The organism is Flagellimonas amphidinii (assembly GCF_013090115.1).
Classification (GTDB): Bacteria; Bacteroidota; Bacteroidia; order Flavobacteriales; family Flavobacteriaceae; genus Flagellimonas; species Flagellimonas amphidinii.
This window is the reverse complement of sequence record NZ_JABFNN010000027.1, coordinates 125569-144160: the sequence shown is the minus strand read 5'-3', so window position 1 is coordinate 144160 and position 18592 is coordinate 125569. Positions and strand designations below refer to the sequence as shown.

Annotated in this window: 15 protein-coding genes; 9 read left to right on the top strand and 6 right to left on the bottom strand. The window is 38.6% G+C overall.

The window, feature by feature from the left end; genetic code table 11:
• Positions 1-70: 70 nt before the first annotated feature.
• The gene (locus HJC33_RS05235) at positions 71-304 is read right to left on the bottom strand and encodes an acyl carrier protein (RefSeq protein WP_009778413.1); all 234 of its coding nucleotides are present in this window, start codon (positions 302-304) and stop codon (positions 71-73) included.
• 162 nt (positions 305-466) lie between these two features.
• Here HJC33_RS05235 and purN point away from each other — a divergent pair, with 162 nt between their 5' ends.
• The 4 genes from purN (at position 467) to HJC33_RS05215 (ending at position 4612) form a co-directional block, all read left to right on the top strand.
• Entirely contained in the window at positions 467-1048 is a 582-nt protein-coding gene (gene purN, locus HJC33_RS05230; protein ID WP_171657748.1) for a phosphoribosylglycinamide formyltransferase, read from the top strand.
• Positions 1032-1667 (top strand): ribonuclease H1 domain-containing protein, encoded by a 636-nt coding sequence (locus tag HJC33_RS05225; protein ID WP_171657747.1) that lies wholly within the window; start codon positions 1032-1034, stop codon positions 1665-1667. Before purN ends, HJC33_RS05225 begins: the two co-directional genes overlap by 17 nt.
• 74 nt (positions 1668-1741) lie before the next feature.
• Positions 1742-2668: a PfkB family carbohydrate kinase gene (locus HJC33_RS05220; protein WP_171657746.1), complete on the top strand. Its 927-nt coding sequence runs from the start codon at positions 1742-1744 to the stop codon at positions 2666-2668.
• 45 nt (positions 2669-2713) lie between these two features.
• Complete coding sequence (locus HJC33_RS05215; protein WP_171657745.1) at positions 2714-4612, top strand: amidophosphoribosyltransferase; 1899 nt, start codon at positions 2714-2716, stop codon at positions 4610-4612.
• Positions 4613-4685: 73 nt separating this feature from the next.
• Here HJC33_RS05215 and HJC33_RS05210 read toward each other — a convergent pair whose 3' ends face one another.
• Together HJC33_RS05210 and HJC33_RS05205 are read right to left on the bottom strand one after the other, a co-directional pair.
• Complete coding sequence (locus HJC33_RS05210; protein WP_171657744.1) at positions 4686-4871, bottom strand: hypothetical protein; 186 nt, start codon at positions 4869-4871, stop codon at positions 4686-4688.
• A 398-nt stretch (positions 4872-5269) separates the two neighbouring features.
• On the bottom strand, positions 5270-5878 hold the full coding sequence (locus HJC33_RS05205) for a superoxide dismutase (RefSeq protein ID WP_216366652.1): 609 nt from the start codon (positions 5876-5878) through the stop codon (positions 5270-5272).
• A 118-nt stretch (positions 5879-5996) separates the two neighbouring features.
• Here HJC33_RS05205 and HJC33_RS05200 point away from each other — a divergent pair, with 118 nt between their 5' ends.
• From HJC33_RS05200 to HJC33_RS05185, 4 genes are all read left to right on the top strand, one after another.
• Positions 5997-9116, top strand: a complete 3120-nt coding sequence (locus tag HJC33_RS05200) for a UvrD-helicase domain-containing protein (RefSeq protein WP_171657743.1) — start codon at positions 5997-5999, stop codon at positions 9114-9116.
• 12 nt (positions 9117-9128) lie between these two features.
• A complete protein-coding gene (kbl, locus tag HJC33_RS05195) occupies positions 9129-10322 on the top strand; it encodes a glycine C-acetyltransferase (protein ID WP_171657742.1) in 1194 nt (397 codons plus the stop codon).
• 113 nt (positions 10323-10435) lie between these two features.
• Positions 10436-11794 carry an OmpA family protein gene (locus HJC33_RS05190; RefSeq protein ID WP_171657741.1) on the top strand — a complete coding sequence of 453 codons (1359 nt, stop codon included), beginning with the start codon at positions 10436-10438 and terminating at the stop codon, positions 11792-11794.
• A gap of 71 nt (positions 11795-11865) precedes the next feature.
• Positions 11866-14592 carry a PD-(D/E)XK nuclease family protein gene (locus tag HJC33_RS05185; RefSeq protein WP_171657740.1) on the top strand — a complete coding sequence of 909 codons (2727 nt, stop codon included), beginning with the start codon at positions 11866-11868 and terminating at the stop codon, positions 14590-14592.
• Here HJC33_RS05185 and HJC33_RS05180 read toward each other — a convergent pair whose 3' ends face one another.
• Positions 14593-15303: an SDR family oxidoreductase gene (locus tag HJC33_RS05180; protein WP_171657739.1), complete on the bottom strand. Its 711-nt coding sequence runs from the start codon at positions 15301-15303 to the stop codon at positions 14593-14595.
• A 54-nt stretch (positions 15304-15357) separates the two neighbouring features.
• Complete coding sequence (locus HJC33_RS05175; RefSeq protein WP_246245495.1) at positions 15358-16113, bottom strand: sulfite exporter TauE/SafE family protein; 756 nt, start codon at positions 16111-16113, stop codon at positions 15358-15360.
• A gap of 76 nt (positions 16114-16189) precedes the next feature.
• On the opposite strand from HJC33_RS05175, the gene HJC33_RS05170 reads away from it, so the two are divergent.
• Positions 16190-17992 (top strand): sodium:solute symporter family protein, encoded by a 1803-nt coding sequence (locus HJC33_RS05170; RefSeq protein ID WP_171657738.1) that lies wholly within the window; start codon positions 16190-16192, stop codon positions 17990-17992.
• On the opposite strand, the gene HJC33_RS05165 is transcribed toward HJC33_RS05170, so the two are convergent.
• The gene (locus HJC33_RS05165) at positions 17989-18582 is read right to left on the bottom strand and encodes a riboflavin synthase (protein WP_171657737.1); all 594 of its coding nucleotides are present in this window, start codon (positions 18580-18582) and stop codon (positions 17989-17991) included. The genes HJC33_RS05170 and HJC33_RS05165 overlap by 4 nt on opposite strands.
• Positions 18583-18592: the final 10 nt, after the last annotated feature.

Sequence of the window (18592 nt, the reverse complement as noted above, 5' to 3'; positions counted from 1 at the left end):
TTATAAAAAAATTATCCATGTGATGATCATCACATGGATAATTTAAAATCTTTAGTAAAATATCATAAAATTACTTCGCTTCTTCTATATAGCTAATGGCCTGGCCAACAGTTGCAATGTTTTCTGCTTGATCATCTGGGATTTGAATGTCAAATTCCTTTTCAAACTCCATGATAAGTTCAACAGTGTCCAAGGAATCCGCTCCAAGATCGTTGGTAAAGCTTGCCTCTGCAACAACTTCATTTTCATCCACACCTAGTTTATCAACGATGATTGCCTTTACTCTTGATGCAATGTCTGACATAATTATATTGGTTTTAAAAATTTAATCGTTGGCAAAAATATAAAACTTTGGATTAAATACACCATTTGTCGATAAAATGTACCTCAAATTAAACATCTTAAGGTCCAGTATATTACTTTAGCCGCGGAAAATTGGTCGCTAAGTGCACCATTTCTTTACTGTATGAAACGAATTATTATCCTTGCTTCTGGGAGTGGATCCAATGCGGAGAACATCATTACATACTTTGAGCAAAATCCCAATGTCGAAGTAGCCGCTGTACTTACCAATAAATGTACGGCCAAGGTTTTGGAGCGATGCAAAAGATTGAAGGTGCCCGCTTTTTATTTTAATAAAACTGCTTTTTTTGATTCTGACACTGTAGTTCGTTTGTTAAAAACACTGTCTCCAGACCTTATAGTCCTTGCAGGTTTCCTATGGAAAATCACTCCAAACATAACAAGTGCCTTTCCGGAACAAATCATCAATGTACATCCCGCACTTCTCCCAAAATACGGTGGAAAAGGAATGTATGGCGATAATGTACACAGGGCGGTTAAGGACAATTCTGAAACTGAGACCGGCATCACCATTCACTATGTCAACGAGCATTATGATGAAGGTGCCATTATATTTCAAGCCAAGACAAAATTAAATCCTTCTGATAATGTTGAGGCCATTGCCGCCAAAGTACATCAATTGGAATATGAGCATTTCCCTAAAGTGATTGAAACACTACTTTTCCCCGATGGCCAAGAAAGCTAAATTTTATGTAGTCTGGAAAGGCAAACATCCTGGCATTTTTGAAACTTGGGATGACTGTAAAGCTCAAATAGAAGGTTTTAAAGGAGCACAATACAAATCATTCCCCACTTTTACCGAAGCTAAAAAAGCCTTCAACAGCAATTATTTGGAGTACAAGGGAAAATCCAAAGGAAAATCCGAACTGTCTCCAGAAGAATTGTTGAAAATAGGTGACCCTAATTTTAATTCCATTGCCGTGGATGCGGCCTCCAGTGGCAACCCCGGGAAAATGGAATATAGAGGCGTAGACACCAAAACCAAAAAAGTTCTTTTTCATCAAGGGCCTTTTGCCCAAGGAACCAGTAATATAGGTGAGTTCTTGGCACTCGTTCATGGATTGGCATTTTTAAAAAAACAAAAGAGCAGCAGAATTCTTTATTCAGACTCCAGGATAGCAATTGGCTGGGTACGGAAACAGAAATGCGGTACCAAACTAAAAAAGAATGCCAAAAATGCTCCTCTTTTTGAACTTATAACTCGCGCGGAAGACTGGTTGAAAAAGAACCGCTACGATACGCCAATTGTAAAATGGGAGACCAAGGCTTGGGGAGAAATTCCCGCAGATTTTGGAAGGAAATAAATCCGTAGACCACAAATTGAACAAATAGTACCAAAAGGAATAGCTAAAACGTATATTTGCACAAAATTTAGTGAATGGGCAAATTGCTAATCGTTGGGTCTCTTGCTTTTGATGCTATTGAAACCCCGTTTGGAAAAACAGGCAAGATTTTGGGAGGTGCCGCAACTTTTATAGGCCTGGCCGCCACACAGTTCAAAGTAGAATCCTCTATTGTATCCGTTGTTGGGGACGATTTTCCCCAATCCTATCTCGATATTCTAAAAAATAGAAACATTGACATTTCCGGAGTGGAAATCGTTAAAGGGGGAAAAACCTTTTATTGGAAAGGTAAATATCACAACGATTTGAATTCTAGGGACACTTTGGTGACCGAACTCAATACTTTGGCAGACTTTAATCCCATTGTCCCCAATAATTTTAAGAATGCCGATGTGGTCATGTTGGGAAATCTACATCCCAATATCCAAATGGGTGTAATCAATCAGATGGAAAAACGACCAAAACTCATCATTTTGGATACGATGAATTTTTGGATGAACAATACTTGGGATGAGTTGATGGATGTCATCAAAAAAATAGATGTCATTACCATCAATGATGAAGAGGCCCGGCAAATGACCCAAGAATATTCCTTGGTAAAAGCTGCTGCCAAAATTCAAGAAATGGGACCAAAATATGTGGTCATTAAAAAAGGAGAGCACGGTGCGCTTTTGTTTCATGAAGACCATATTTTCTTTGCTCCCGCTCTTCCTTTGGAAGAGGTGTTCGATCCCACTGGCGCAGGAGATACTTTTGCAGGTGGATTCTCTGGCTATTTAGCAGAAGCAGGGAATATTTCGTTTGAGAGTATGAAGAATGCCATTATACAAGGATCCAATCTGGCTTCTTTCTGTGTGGAAAAATTCGGAACCGAGAGAATGGTAGAATTACAGAAACAAGAAGTGGATGCACGATTGGTCCAGTTTAAAGAATTAACACAATTCAATATTGAATTAACATAAATACGTGCCCTGAAAATTTCAGGGCTTTTTTATTTTGGTTTTGTTATGAGTGATGCGATTAAGCACGAATGCGGAATATCACTGATCCGTTTGCTTAAACCTCTGGAATACTACAAAGAAAAGTACGGTACAGCTTTTTACGGAGTCAACAAAATGTACCTGATGATGGAGAAACAGCATAACCGTGGACAGGATGGCGCCGGTTTTGCAAGTATAAAACTGGATATGAATCCTGGGGAACGCTACATGAGTAGGGTGCGTTCTGCAAAGCAGCAGCCCATACAGGATATCTTTGCGCAAATCAACTCCAGGATCAATGCTTCCATAGCCGAAAATCCAGAATATAAAGAAGATGTACAGCTTCAAAAAAAACACATTCCATATATAGGAGAATTGTTGATGGGCCACGTGCGTTACGGTACCTTCGGAAAAAACAGCATTGAAAGTGTACACCCGTTTCTACGGCAGAACAATTGGATGCATCGAAACCTTATTGTGGCCGGGAACTTCAACATGACCAATGTTGATGAGCTTTTTGGCAACCTTGTGGAGCTGGGACAACATCCAAAGGAAATGGCCGACACCGTTACTGTCATGGAAAAAATCGGACATTTTTTGGATGATGCAGTGGCAAAGCTCTACAAACAAATAAAGAAAGAAGGGTATAACAAAAGAGAGGCCTCCCCATTGATCGCAGAGCGATTGAATGTGGCCAAAATTCTGAGAAAAGCCTCTAAAAATTGGGATGGAGGTTACACCATGGGTGGTTTGTTGGGTCACGGAGATGCTTTTGTAGTAAGAGATCCAGCAGGAATTAGACCTGCTTATTATTATAAAGATGATGAAGTGGTAGTGGTTGCTTCGGAAAGACCCGTCATACAAACCGTTTTCAATGTAAAATATGATGAAGTCCATGAGCTTGACCCAGGACATGCATTAATTGTAAAGAAAAGTGGTTCTACACATTTAGAGCAAATTCAGGAGCCTACAGAGCGAAAAGCCTGTTCCTTTGAACGTATTTATTTCTCACGCGGAAGTGATAAGGAAATCTATCAGGAGCGAAAAATGTTGGGGAAATTGGTGTTTCCTCGAATATTGGAGGCCATTGACAATGACTTGGTCAATACTGTCTTTTCCTATATCCCAAACACAGCCGAAACCTCTTTCTTTGGAATGGTGAAAGAAGCCCAAAACTACCTCAACAAAAGAAAAGAGGAACAAATTTTGGCTTTGGGGCCAAATATTTCCGGTGCAGAATTGCACAAAATTCTTGATGTCCGACCTAGAATAGAAAAAGTGGCCATCAAAGATGCAAAATTAAGGACTTTCATTACGCAAGACAGTAGCCGTGACGATTTAGTGACCCACGTTTATGACATTTCCTATGGATCGGTAAAAGAGAATGACAACCTTGTGATCATTGATGACAGTATTGTTCGGGGAACTACTTTAAAGAGAAGTATTCTAAAGATTCTAGACCGATTGTCTCCTAAAAAAATCATTGTTGTTTCATCTGCACCACAAATCCGATATCCAGATTGCTACGGTATAGATATGGCCAAACTTGAGGATTTTGTTGCCTTTAAAGCGGCTCAGGCTTTACATGAAGAACATGGAACCACACATGTGATCAAAGAAATCTATGAAAAATGCCTTACACAAACAGAATCAAAGGATAAAGATGTCATCAACTATGTAAAGGAATTCTATGCTCCTTTTACAGCCGATCAGATATCGGACAAAATAGCAGAGATATTAAGTCCACAAGGAATCAATGCAGAGGTTAGCATCATTTACCAAAGTATAGAAGGGCTCCACACAGCTTGCCCAAAAAATCTTGGTGATTGGTATTTCACGGGAGATTATCCTACTCCGGGAGGAAATAGGGTAGTAAACAGGGCGTTCATCAATTTCTACGAAGGAAAAAATCAAAGAGCCTATTAATCACCCTTTGCCAAACTTAAGTTAAGCCATGCATTTCGTCGATGATATGTGTAGATTAACGGGTTTATGCATACTAGGTAGCTCTCAAAGTTACTTTAGTATTGCCATAGCATAAGTAGGTTAAGTTCATGGTAAGATTTGGGGCAAAAAAGGTGGAAGCTATTCCACCTTTTTTATTTATACCATATCCATTTATCTCTTCGTAATCCTTTTCCTTAACAATAGTGCGCTCAAACCACATTCCTGGCAATTCATCCAAATTAAAAGGGTTTCATCTAAAAAGCTTTAAGCAAGCATTACGTTTGGCTTACATTTGGAGAACCATAGCATAAGTAGGTTAAGTTCATGGTAAGATTTGGGGAAAGAAGGCGGAGTATTCTCCGCCTTCTTTATATTTGAGTCCCAAGGAATTAAGAGATTTTGTCGGATAAATCTCCTTTTTTAGATTAATTCCAAATCCAAAAAAAAATTCAAAAACTTTTGTTATTTCTCACAATACCAGTATTTTAGTCTCGCCATAGCATAAGTAGGTTAAGTTTATGGTAAGATTTGGGACGAAAAGGGTGAGGGCTTCCTCACCCTTTTCTATTGTAGTAATTTGAACATAAAAAAAGCCGGGCGCTGGCCCGACTTTCCTCAATATGAAATTGTTGTAGACTACTTGTTCGCTTCGTAATCCTCTGAAACTTTATCCCAATTGATCACTTCAAAAAATGCAGAAATGTAATCTGGTCTTCTATTTTGATAGTTTAAATAGTAAGCATGCTCCCATACATCCAACCCTAATATAGGGTGACCCTCGCATCCAACTTCTGGCATAAGGGGGTTATCTTGGTTTGGAGTAGAGCAAACTTCTAGTTTACCTCCCTTGTGCACGCATAGCCAAGCCCATCCAGATCCGAACCTGGTTGCTGCGGCTGCACTGAACTTCTCCTTAAATCCATCAAAGGAGCCAAAAGCTTCATCAATTGCTACAGCTAAATCCCCACTTGGAGTTCCTCCTCCATTTGGTGACATAGCTTCCCAGAAAAGGCTATGGTTGTAAAAACCTCCTCCATTATTTCTAACCGCACCATTGGACATATCCAAATTGGTAAGAATATCCATAATATCCTTGCCTTCTAAATCAGTACCAGCAATAGCACCGTTCAATTTGGTAGTATAGCCATTATGGTGTTTGGTATGATGGATTTCCATGGTTCTAGCATCTATATGTGGCTCCAAGGCATCATATGCATAGGGTAATTTTGGTAATTCAAAAGCCATAATAAAACTGTTTTTAAGTTATTAATGATACCTGTAAAAATACGGCTTTATCATTTATATTTCACTCTATACAACATTAACTTAAGGTTGGTAATCCGTAATTTGCAGAAAATTAATTTTGGAAGAATCACATTTTAAAATATATAGTGCTTCAGCTGGATCCGGTAAGACGTATGCATTAACCAAGGAATACCTTAAACTATTGCTAAAAAACGATTCTTTCCAAAAGTTCAGGCAAATTTTGGCCATCACGTTCACCAATAAGGCCGTGGACGAAATGAAAACGCGGATATTGAGTAACCTTCATTCATTTACAAAAGAAGAAATCCCAAAAAAACAACTGCCACTTTGCCATGAGCTTTGCCATGAGCTTTCCATTAGTGTTGAACAACTAAGGAAACGATCCAAGCTTGTTTTAAAGCGGATTTTGCACAATTACTCATTCTTTGAAGTTTCTACCATAGATAAGTTCAACCATAAAATCATTAAAACCTTTGCCCGTGACCTTCAACTATCTCAAAATTTTGAGGTTGAACTGGACACGCTTCTTATTTTGGAGGAAGCTGTAGGACGTTTATTGGAAAGGACAGGCAATGAGCCCGAACTCACAAGTGTATTGATTGATTTCTCCTTGGAAAAAATAGATGAGGACAAAAGTTGGAACATTGCACATGACTTGGTAGAGATTGGGAAATTATTATTTCAGGAAAACCATGCGCCTCATATTGATGCCTTGCGTTCTAAATCCATCCACGATTTTAAGGAAGTACAAAAAGCGTTAGCATTACAAATTAAAAAACTTGAAACCAATATTATTGAAGCCTCGCAACAAGTGCTTCAAGAAATAACGAACCAAGGTTTTGATTTTACAGATTTTCCTAGACAGACCTTGCCCAATCACTTTAAAAAAATAACAGAAGGTGAATTCAGCCCAAAAAGCCTTTACAATAATAAGTTGGAGGAAAACCTTCTTAATGGAAAAATTCTAAAGGCCAATGATTCTAGGGACAGCGTTTTTTTATCGGAGCAAATCCTGAAAGTCTTCAGCTCAATTAAACATAAAATCTATCGGAGAAGCTATTTGAAAAATAGTTATGGCAACATCGTTCCATTAACGGTACTGAATGAAATCGCCAAGGAGATCAAAAACATAGAGCTGGAAAAAGACATTGTTCCTATTTCGTCCATGAACGGTATTCTTTCCAAGGAAATCAAAAATCAACCTGTTCCTTTTATCTATGAACGGATGGGCGAAAAATTCCGTCATTATTTTATTGATGAATTCCAAGACACCTCTCAAATGCAGTGGGAAAACTTGGTTCCTCTTATTGGAAACGCATTGGAGGGTCAGAACCAAAACAACCAACGGGGTTCTCTTTTTTTAGTGGGCGATGTAAAACAAGCCATCTATAGGTGGCGAGGTGGGAGAGCAGAACAATTTTTAAACCTGTTGAATGGAAAATCGCATCCTTTTGTGATTGCGCCAAGTTTTCATTCCTTGGACACCAACTGGAGGAGCCATGACCAAATTGTTACCTTCAACAATGACTTTTTTACCACGGTTGCCCCTGTGCTTCAGCATAAGGATTATCAAAATCTGTTTCTTCAAGGTTCAAAGCAGAAAACCAACAATAAATCTGGTGGCTACGTAGCGCTTTCATTTTTGGATAAGGATATTTCTGATAAAGACGACCTGTATTGCGGTGAGGTTTTGGATACAATCCGCAGCATCAAATCCAAACAATATAATTATTCGGATATCGCTGTATTGGTCAGGGATAATAGTAAAGGTATGCTTGTAGCGGATTTTTTGACTCGAAATCACATCCCAATCATTTCTTCGGATGCTCTTTTGCTCAAGAACAATCCAAAAGTGGAATTTTTAATAGCGCTGCTCAAGGTAATGGAAAACACCACCCATCGAGAAGCTTCCTATCAGGTATTACTATACTTGGCCAAAGAAGAAGAGAGCAAGCACGATTTCATTTCCAAAAATCTTGATGGCCCTCAAGAATTCCTTTCTTCGGAATATGGCTTTCATATCAACAGTTTAAAAGGGCAGTCCGTTTTCAATATTTTGGAAACAGCCATTGTACAGTTTGAGCTTGCCAATGAATCTGATGCCTACCTCACCTATCTTATGGACGAGGTTCTTGTTTTTGAGAAACGAGAAAGTATCAGCATACATGCATTCTTAAATTATTGGGAACAAAAAAAAGAAACACTCTCTATTGCCGCCCCAGATAGCCTGAATGCAGTACGGATAATGACCATTCATAAATCCAAAGGATTGGAGTTCCCTTTTATTATTTTTCCTTTTGCAAATTCCTTATTGGACGATAAAAGAAAAAAGAAAAAATCTTGGGTGCCAACAACAGCGGAAGACCAAAATTTAGGGCTTAATGAATTTCTGTTGAACGCCAACAAAGAAATGCTCCAATACAATCCCATTGCGGCGGCTATTTATACCGAGGAGGAGGAAAAAACTGTTTTAGATTCCATGAACGTGCTCTATGTAGCCCTCACTCGACCTGTACTAGGACTCTTTATATTCTCGGAAAGCAGTAAGGAGCTACATTCAATTGAACAGGCATCATCTTATGCCGAGTTATTCCAACAGTTTTTGAAGGAAAAAGGAATTCCAAAGAACGAAAGTGAGGTATATTGTTTTGGTAGTTTCTCAGAAAATTCAAATGCTCCTGCGCCTGAACCATTAGAAAATAATTACATTTCCTATAGCACACGGCCAGCAGACGATTCAAGTTTTCAAATTTCAACCTCATCTGGGCGCTTATGGGATGATGAGAGAAGAGAAGCGATTGAAATGGGAAATCTTATCCATTTCGCGTTGAGTAAAATCAAAATTACAGCAAATGTTCCCCAAGTGGTTGAAGATCTTCAAATAGCGGGTTATTTTACTGAAAATTCTGCAGATGATATCAAACAAAAATTGATGGAAGTTGTGACCCATCCAAAATTAAAAACATATTTTTCAGACGAATACATTATTTATAATGAACAAGAGATTCTTACCAAGAATGGGGCATCTGTACGTCCTGATAGAATTGTAATCTCTGAAAATGAAGCAATTATCATCGACTATAAAACTGGAAGTCCATCACCTTCGCATAAAACACAAATAAAGCATTACGCCGATGTGTTAATAGAGATGAATTTTAAAATTAAACATACCATTATTGTTTATATTGATCAAAAAATAAACCCCGTTTTCGTCTAAACAACAACAACTATGTACGGAAAAATTAAAGAGCACTTGGCCAGCGAGTTGAAAGCCATAAAAGAAGCTGGACTTTTTAAAAAAGAACGCATCATAACTTCGCCACAAGGAGCGGTTATTAAAATTTCGACAGGAGAGGAAGTCATAAACTTCTGCGCCAACAATTATTTGGGGCTTTCCTCCCATCCAGACGTTATACAAGCTGCTAAGGATGCCATGGACTCACATGGTTTTGGAATGTCTTCAGTTCGTTTCATCTGTGGAACGCAGGATATTCATAAAGAATTGGAAGAAAAAATCGCCTCATTTTACGGCACCGAGGATACCATATTATATGCCGCCGCCTTTGATGCCAATGGAGGGGTTTTTGAGCCCTTGCTTACCGCAGAGGACGCTATCATTTCAGATTCCTTGAATCATGCGTCCATAATAGACGGTGTGCGTCTATGCAAAGCCAAAAGATACCGCTATGCAAATAATGACATGGCCGATTTGGAAAAGCAACTGCAACAAAGCCAAGAAGGTGGTGCTCGTTTCAAGATTATAGTAACCGATGGCGTGTTTTCTATGGATGGCCTTTTGGCTCCCTTGGATGAGATCTGTGACCTAGCAGATAAATATGATGCGCTTGTGATGATTGATGAATGTCATGCAGCAGGTTTTATTGGTGAAACCGGAAGGGGAACCTTAGAAGAAAAGGGAGTCATGAATCGTATAGATATCATCACCGGAACCTTAGGCAAGGCCCTTGGCGGAGCTATGGGTGGTTATACTACAGGGAAAAAAGAAATTATTGAAATGCTAAGGCAACGCTCTAGGCCTTATCTCTTCTCCAACTCCTTGGCCCCGGCTATTGTTGGTGCTTCCATCAAGGTTTTTGACATGTTGGAAAAAGACACATCATTAAGGGATAAACTCCAAGAAAACACCGAATATTTTAAAAAAGGCTTGAAGGAAGCTGGCTTCGATATTATCGATGGGGATTCTGCCATTGTTCCAGTAATGCTATACGATGCCAAGCTTTCACAGCAAATGGCGGATATGCTCTTGGAAGAAGGAATCTATGTCATTGGCTTTTTCTTTCCAGTGGTCCCAAGAGATAAAGCAAGGATTAGGGTACAACTATCAGCCGCACATGAAAAACAACATTTGGATCGAGCAATAAATGCATTTATCAAAGTTGGAAAAGCACTAAAAATCGTTTAAGTGCTTTAAATCTTCTATGTAATGCGTTAAAAAAAATGAAAATTTGATTTTGTTAATAGGTACTAACAACTTACATTTGCAGCTGATAAACACTTAAACTTAAAATTTTGAGCATGAAACATCTTAGCAAATTATTGGTTGTTGCCCTAGTATTTGTAGGGTTTAGCAGCATACAAGCGCAAGACGAGAATAATCCATGGCAGATTAGTTTTGGGGTTAATGCGATTGACACATACCCAACTAACGATGAAAACAATCCTTTTTCGAGCCCAACCTTGTTCGATGAGTATTTCAACGTTTCTGACCACTGGAATATCTTGCCGTCCGTTTCATACGTATCTGTTTCCAGATATGTAGGAGATGGTTTCTCTGTTGGTGCTAGAGGTTCTTTGAACAGAATTGAAAAGAACGGTGATCAAGCTGTTGATGACCTTTCCCACTATGCTATTGATGGTACCATTAAGTACAACTTCCTTAAGAACACAACAATTGATCCTTTTGTTGAAATAGGCGGTGGTTATACTTGGGTTGATGAGATCGGTGCTGGTACTGCCAACGGTGGTATTGGTGTTAACTTATGGTTCTCTGAAAACATTGGTCTGACTTTGCAAACTCAATACAAGCACGCATTCGAAGATTATTTAGTAAAGCATTTTCAGCACTTGGCTGGTCTTAGCATTAGATTTGGTGGTACTGACACTGATGGTGATGGTATCTATGACAAAGACGATGCTTGTCCAGAGGTTGCTGGTTTGGAAGCTTTCAACGGTTGTCCTGATTCTGACGGTGATGGCATCGAAGATGGTAAAGACAGCTGTCCTAACGAAGCTGGTTCTAAAGAAATGAATGGTTGTCCTGATGCTGACGGTGATGGTGTAGCTGATAAAGACGATGCTTGTCCTAACGATGCTGGTCTTGCTGCATTAGCTGGTTGTCCTGATGCTGACGGTGATGGCATCGCTGACAAAGATGATCAGTGTCCTAACGAAGCTGGTCCATCTGAAAACAACGGTTGCCCATGGCCAGATACTGATGGAGACAGCGTTCTTGACAAAGACGATCAATGTCCTCAAGTTGCTGGTACTGTTGCCAACAACGGTTGTCCTGAAGTAACTGAAGAAGTTCAAAAACAATTGAACGACTACGCTAGAACTATCTTGTTCGATACTGGTAAATCTTCTATCAAAGCAGAATCTACTACTGTAATGGTTGATATCATCCAAATCTTGAACGAGTATCCTAACGCTAAGTTTACTGTTGAAGGTCACACTGATAGTGTTGGTAGAGAGTCTACAAACCAGAGACTTTCTGATGAAAGAGCTAACTCTGTAAGAGACTTCTTGATTGACAAAGGTATCGCTGCTGACAGATTAACTGCTGTTGGTTACGGTGAGTCTAAGCCAATCGCTACCAATAACACTAGAGCAGGTAGAGCTCAAAACAGAAGAGTTGAAATCAACTTGGTAAAATAAGATATTAGAAAACTTCTGTTTTCTTTTCGAAAAGGCCCTGTATTCCGCAGGGCCTTTTTTATTTTTAATACATGCAACACAACAACTTTCTCAGATATGTACTGAATGAGCTGCAAAAGAAAGAAACAGATTTTACAAATTGCACCTTTGTTCTTCCCAGTAAACGATCGGGAACTTTTCTAAAAAAACAGCTTTCCACAACGTTGGAACAACATATTTTTTGTCCAGAAATATTATCCATTCAAGATTTTGTTGCGCAAATTTCTGGACTTACACCTGCATCAAACCTAGAACTTCTGTTAATACTCTTCCAAGTATATAAAGATTCAGAAGTAGAAAAGAAAGATGATTTTTCTTCATTTATAAAATGGGGACAAACACTACTCCACGATTTTAATGAAATCGATGGTTACCTAATCCCATCCCACGATATCCTCAACTATCTTTCAGCTATAAAAGAACTCAACCATTGGTCCCTAAAAAAAGACAAAACAGAGCTTGTAACGAATTACATACATTTCTGGAAACATATAGAACCTCTATATAATAGTTTCACTTCCACTCTTCTATCAAAGAAAAGGGGCTACCAAGGACTTATATCTAAAGTAGCTGTGGATAAATTGGCGTCTTACCATAAAACAAGTCCAATAGTATTTGTTGGTTTCAATGCCCTTAACACCTCTGAATCTAAAATTGTACAATATTTTCTAGAACAAGGCAATGGAGAAGTTTATTGGGATATAGATTCACATTTTTATGATGACCCTATTCATGATGCCGGACTTTTTATTAGGGAATATATAGATACATGGCCATATTATGAAAAACAAGCTTCTATTAAGCTTCAAAATGAGTTTTTATCGAACAAAACAATAACCATTACTGGTGTTCCCAAAAGTGTTTCACAAACCAAATATGTAGGTCAGTTATTACAACAAATAAAAGCGAATACACAATCTACACTTGAAAATACCGCACTTGTACTAGCTGATGAAAACTTGCTTCAGCCCATGTTAAAGGCCATTCCCAAAGAAATTAACCAAGTTAATATCACCATGGGACTGCCATTGAACAAAACCATTCTTTATTCATTTTTTAATTCGCTATTGGAACTTAATATCAGCAAGAGTGATAAAGGCTGGTTTTATAAGCAAGTACTCGAATTTCTTTCAAATCCCTATACTTTAATCCTCTCCTCATTGAAAGGGGAAGGGTTTGCCAGCAAAATTACCCAAGAAATAAAAGAGAAAAATTGGCTGTATATCAACACAGCTATTCTTTCTCTATATAGCAGAACAAACTCCGCAATACAATTTATGTTTTCAAAAGATAACATTACTCCCAATGTGTGGACAGCTAATTGTCTGCAGCTCATTAATATCTTGAAAGATTATTTTCAGCAAAAGAAGAAACCCTTTGAACTGGAACAGCTCTATAGATTTTATACCTTATTCAATCAACTGAACAATCATATAGATGATAAAGACCATATAAATGATCTTCAAGCAGTCAAAAGCTTATTTAAGCAATTAGCATCCATAGAAACTCTGGATTTCATTGGAGAGCCCCTTAACGGCCTCCAACTTATGGGAATGTTGGAAAGTCGTAATCTGGACTTTGAAACTGTTATTATCACTTCTGTGAATGAAGGGATACTGCCTTCGGGAAAATCAAATAATTCTTTTATTCCTTTTGATGTGAAAAGAGACTACGGCTTACCTACATATAAGGAAAAAGACGCTATCTACACATATCACTTTTATAGGCTTCTACAAAGGGCGAAAAATGTTCATATTATCTATAATACGGAACCGGATGTTTTGGAGGGCGGCGAAAAAAGCAGACTCATCAATCAACTACTTACCGATGAAAAACTAGCACCATACATTACCCATAAGGTGTTATCACCAAAAGTATCAATAACACCATTCACTCCAGAGGAAATCACCAAAGGAGATTCCCTATTTCAGGAAATCAAGGCATTTGCCAAAAAAGGCTTTTCACCAACATCGCTCACCAACTACATTAAAAACCCTGTTGATTTCTATACCAGAAATATTCTAAAAATCAACGATGTGGAAGAAGTTGAAGAGAATATCGCAGCCAATACTTTTGGAACCGTTGTTCATGACAGTTTGGAGGAACTCTATACCCCATTGATTGGTTTAATCTTGACGAAAGAAAATGTTACTTCCTTAAAACCGCTGATTCCCAAAGTAGTAAAAGGACATTTCCAAAAAAACCTATCTGGAGTTGATACATCAAAAGGAAAGTTCCTTTTAGTTTATAATGTTATCCAAAAGTATCTCAACAACTTTATTGATTTGGAACTAAAGCTCATTCAAAAACATCAGATTAAAATCTTGGCTTTAGAAGAAAAACATGAAATCTTAGTAAACATTGAAGAATTGGATTTCCCCATAAAACTCAAAGGAACCTTGGATAGAGTTGATACAATTGATGATGTTACAAGGATAGTTGACTACAAAACTGGAAGGGTAGAATCCAAAAATGTAAAAATATCCGATTGGGATGAGCTTATCACCAATTATGATAAAAGCAAAGCTTTTCAGTTATTGTGCTATGGTCTTCTGTTCAGCAAAAAACATCATATTGACCATATCAGTGCCGGTATCTATTCCTTTAAAAATTTGGGACAGGGTTTTTTCCCTTTTCAAATACACAAAGGGTCCTCGCTTATAGATGCTGCGACTTTAGGTGTGTTTGAAGACAACCTCAAAAAACTAATTTTGGAAATCTGTAACACCAATATTCCCTTTATGGAAAAACAGGTTTAATTATTTCAAATCTGGCCTAGCGGGGCGTACCTCTATCTTACTGGGCAATGTACGCGGATGCATTAACAATAAATCCACCACTAACTTACCAATATCTTCGGGTTGTATTTTCCAAGCATCTTTTTGAGAAGGTTCATTATTGTTAAAATGTGTTGCCACAGAACCAGGCATAATAGTAGTTGCCTTGATATTGTATTTTCTTAAATCCAACATAGCAGCTTGGGTAAACCCTACAACTCCAAATTTGGTGGCATTATATCCAGCACCTTGTGCAAAAAAATTAGTGCCAGCCAAACTCGCAACTGTCATATAATATCCCTCAGACACTTTCAATGCATCAACGGATGCTTTTAACGTATAGAATACCCCATTTAGATTCGTATTGATCATTTGGTTCCAGTCCTCTTCCTTCATCTCATCAATTGGAGCAAAATGACCTACTCCAGCATTAGCCACAACAACATCAAGTCTACCCCAAATCTTCAATATTTCTTTTACAGCTTTTACCTCATCTCCAGATTTTGAAACATCGGAGACCAATCCCAAAACATTCTCCTCATCATTTAGGTTTTGTATTGCTTCATTAACTCCTGTTTTGCTTCTTCCACTAATTGCAACCTTCATTCCTTGCTCTAACAAACATGCTGCAATGCCGTATCCAATCCCTTTTGTTCCGCCGGTGATGTAGGCTACTTTACCGTTTAAATCCATAATCAAATTTTGGTTCTATAAAGTTCGATAAAATAAAACTATCAGAAAAAAATCTTACTTAAACAAAATGGCAATTGCACCAATGGCCGTAACAATCAAAATGAATCTTTTGTAATTGCGGTCATTGATTTTCTTAACAATAAAAACACCCAGAAAAAGACCTGCAAAAATGGCCGGAAGTAATTTAAGATTGATGATCAACGTTTCTGCAGAGATCGTTTTCCAAACAAAAACATGAAAAGGCAATTTGAACATATTAGTAATGAAGAAAAGCCATGCTGCCGTACCTACAAATTCATTTTTGGGCAATCGCATGGCCAAAAAGAAAATATTGGTGAACGCTCCAGCCAAATTTCCAATCATGGTGCTAATTCCCGCTACAATTCCAATAGGCCCAGAAAAAGTCCAATGCGTAGGGATTTTGGATGATTTTCGCCTGTCCCACCAATACAACATCCCCAAACTAATGAAGATAACAACGACCATACTCAGCTTAAACTCTCTTTCAGGAAGGTCACTCCCCACCAAAACACCTATAAGGATCCCTGTGAGCATCCAAGGTAAAATCTTTAAAAGATATTTCCATTGAGTATGCTTGTTATAATAAACAACGGCAAAAATATCTCCTACCAATAATAATGGAATAAATATACCTGTGGACTGTCGCGCTCCAAAGGCCAAAGCCATGAGCGTTACGTTAAAAATGGACATGCCCTTTAACCCAGCCTTAGAGGTTCCCATTAAAAAAGTGGCTGTGGCCGCTAAAAGCCACGCCATCCATGACGGTTCAGAAGCTGTATATAGAACCAAAACTGGTGTTTAGCGAACAAAGGACAAAGGTATCTCAAAAAATTATATCTTTAAAAGCTTACCAACCAAGACCGATATGGACATTCAAACTTTAGATTATTTCATCATATTTGGATTCTTCGCCCTAGTGCTTTTTATTGGAATCTACGTCTCTAAACAATCTGGAAAAAGTACGGCAGAGTACTTTTTATCTGGTCGAAGCATGCCTTGGTGGCTTTTGGGATTTTCTATGGTGGCCACAACATTTTCAACAGATACCCCCAACTTGGTGACCGATTTTGTCCGTACAGATGGGGTTTCTGGCAACTGGGGTTGGTGGGCATTTTTACTTACTGGTTTGCTTACCGTATTTGTTTATGCCAAACTTTGGAGGAGATCTAATGTAGCAACCGACATGGAATTCTACGATTTGCGCTATGGCGGTAAACCTGCTCATTTTTTAAGAGGGTTCCGGTCATTGTATTTGGGAGTGGTATTTAATGTAATGGCCATGTCAGCTGTTACACTGGCTGCCATAAAAATAGGTCAGATCATGCTTGGGGCAACACCGGTTCAAACTGTTCTTATTGCCGGAAGTATTACCGTGGTATTCAGTGCTATCGGTGGTTTTAGAGGTGTTGTTTATACCGATTTTGTACTCTTCTTTGTGGCAATGGTAGGCGCAATCGGAGCCGCTATTTATTTGGTGAACATTCCAGAGGTTGGAGGCCTTTCAAACATATTGGAAAACGAATTGGTGCGGAGCAAAATGTCCATTCTTCCTGATTTTTCCAATACCGAAGCCTTGATTTCAGTATTGATCATTCCACTGGCCGTACAATGGTGGAGTGCTTGGTATCCTGGGGGTGAGCCTGGGGGTGGTGGTTATATCGCACAGCGAATGTTGGCTGCCAAAGATGAGAATCATGCGGTTGGTGCCACCTTTTTCTTTAATATTCTGCACTACGCCCTAAGACCTTGGCCATGGATATTGGTTGCCTTGGCTTCCTTGGTTGTTTTTCCTGATTTGGAAAGCATCAGACAGGCCTTCCCCAACGTTGAAGAAAGTAAACTTGGTCACGATTTGGCATATTCAGCCATGCTGACCAAATTGCCTTCGGGTCTTTTGGGAATCGTTCTGGCTTCTTTGGGAGCTGCTTATATGTCGACCATTTCCACCCACTTAAATTGGGGGTCTTCATATGTAGTAAATGATTTTTACAAACAACAAATCAATAAAAATGCTTCAGAAAAAGAATTGGTAAATGTGGGTAGAATAACCACGGTTGTTTTAATGGTATTGAGTGCTTTGTTTGCATTGGCCTTGACCAATGCCACCCAACTTTTTGATATTATCATCATGTTCGGTGCTGGTACTGGTCTTATTTTTATTCTGAGATGGTTCTGGTGGAGAATAAACGCTTGGAGCGAGATTGTTGCCATGTTCTCCTCAGGTATCATCTCCATTTTATTTTGGCAGTTTGAAGAAGAACTTTTCCTAAGTGGTGGTGCTCCTTTCCCAGCTTGGAGCAAGTTTTTGTTGGTAGTGCTGTTGACCACAATCATTTGGGTAGTGACCACCTTTATCACTAAGCCAGAAGACAATAAAGTACTTTACCAATTCTATAAAATAACCAAACCAGGTGGCCCGGGATGGAATAAAATACGTGCAGCAGCTAAAAATGATGGAGAGGAAATAGAAGGTTCAAGCGAAAAATGGAGCGTTCCATCAGGAATTCTTGCGATGATTATTGGTTGCGTATTGGTTTACGGATGCTTGTTTGCCATGGGCAATTGGATTTATGGAAACTATCCGTTGGCCATAGGACTTACCTTTTTGGTTTTGATTTCCACCTTCACACTTAAAAAAGTTTGGGGTAAGATGAAGAACGTATTTTAGTCAGTTTTTAATCCCATAAGCCGAGCCACGTACTTGCCAATAACATCAAATTCTAAATTAACTTTGGTACCTCTTGTATAAGAATGGAATCTTGTGTGCTCATGCGTATATGGAATAATAGCCACGCTAAAACCATCTTTCTTGGAATCCACAACAGTTAAACTCACACCATCAACAGTAATGGAGCCTTTTTCTATGGTTACGTTGTTCAGACTGGAATCATAGGTAAAACTATATACCCAACTACCGTCTTTTTCCTCAACAGAAGAACAAATGGCGGTCTGGTCCACATGGCCCTGAACAATATGTCCATCCAATCGAGCTCCCAAAACCATAGCCCTTTCCAAATTAATGGCATCTCCAATTTTCAATTCTCCAATATTGGATTTATTCAAGGTTTCCTCAATCGCCGTTACAGTGTACGTATTCCCTTCAAGTGAAACAACAGTCAAACAAACGCCATTATGCGCCAAACTCTGATCTATCTTCAATTCTGATGTAATCTCAGAGGATACTGTAATATGTAAATTACCCCCTTCTCTTTCAAGTTTTTCAACTTTCCCTAAAGTCTCAATGATGCCCGTAAACATGAATCTTTTT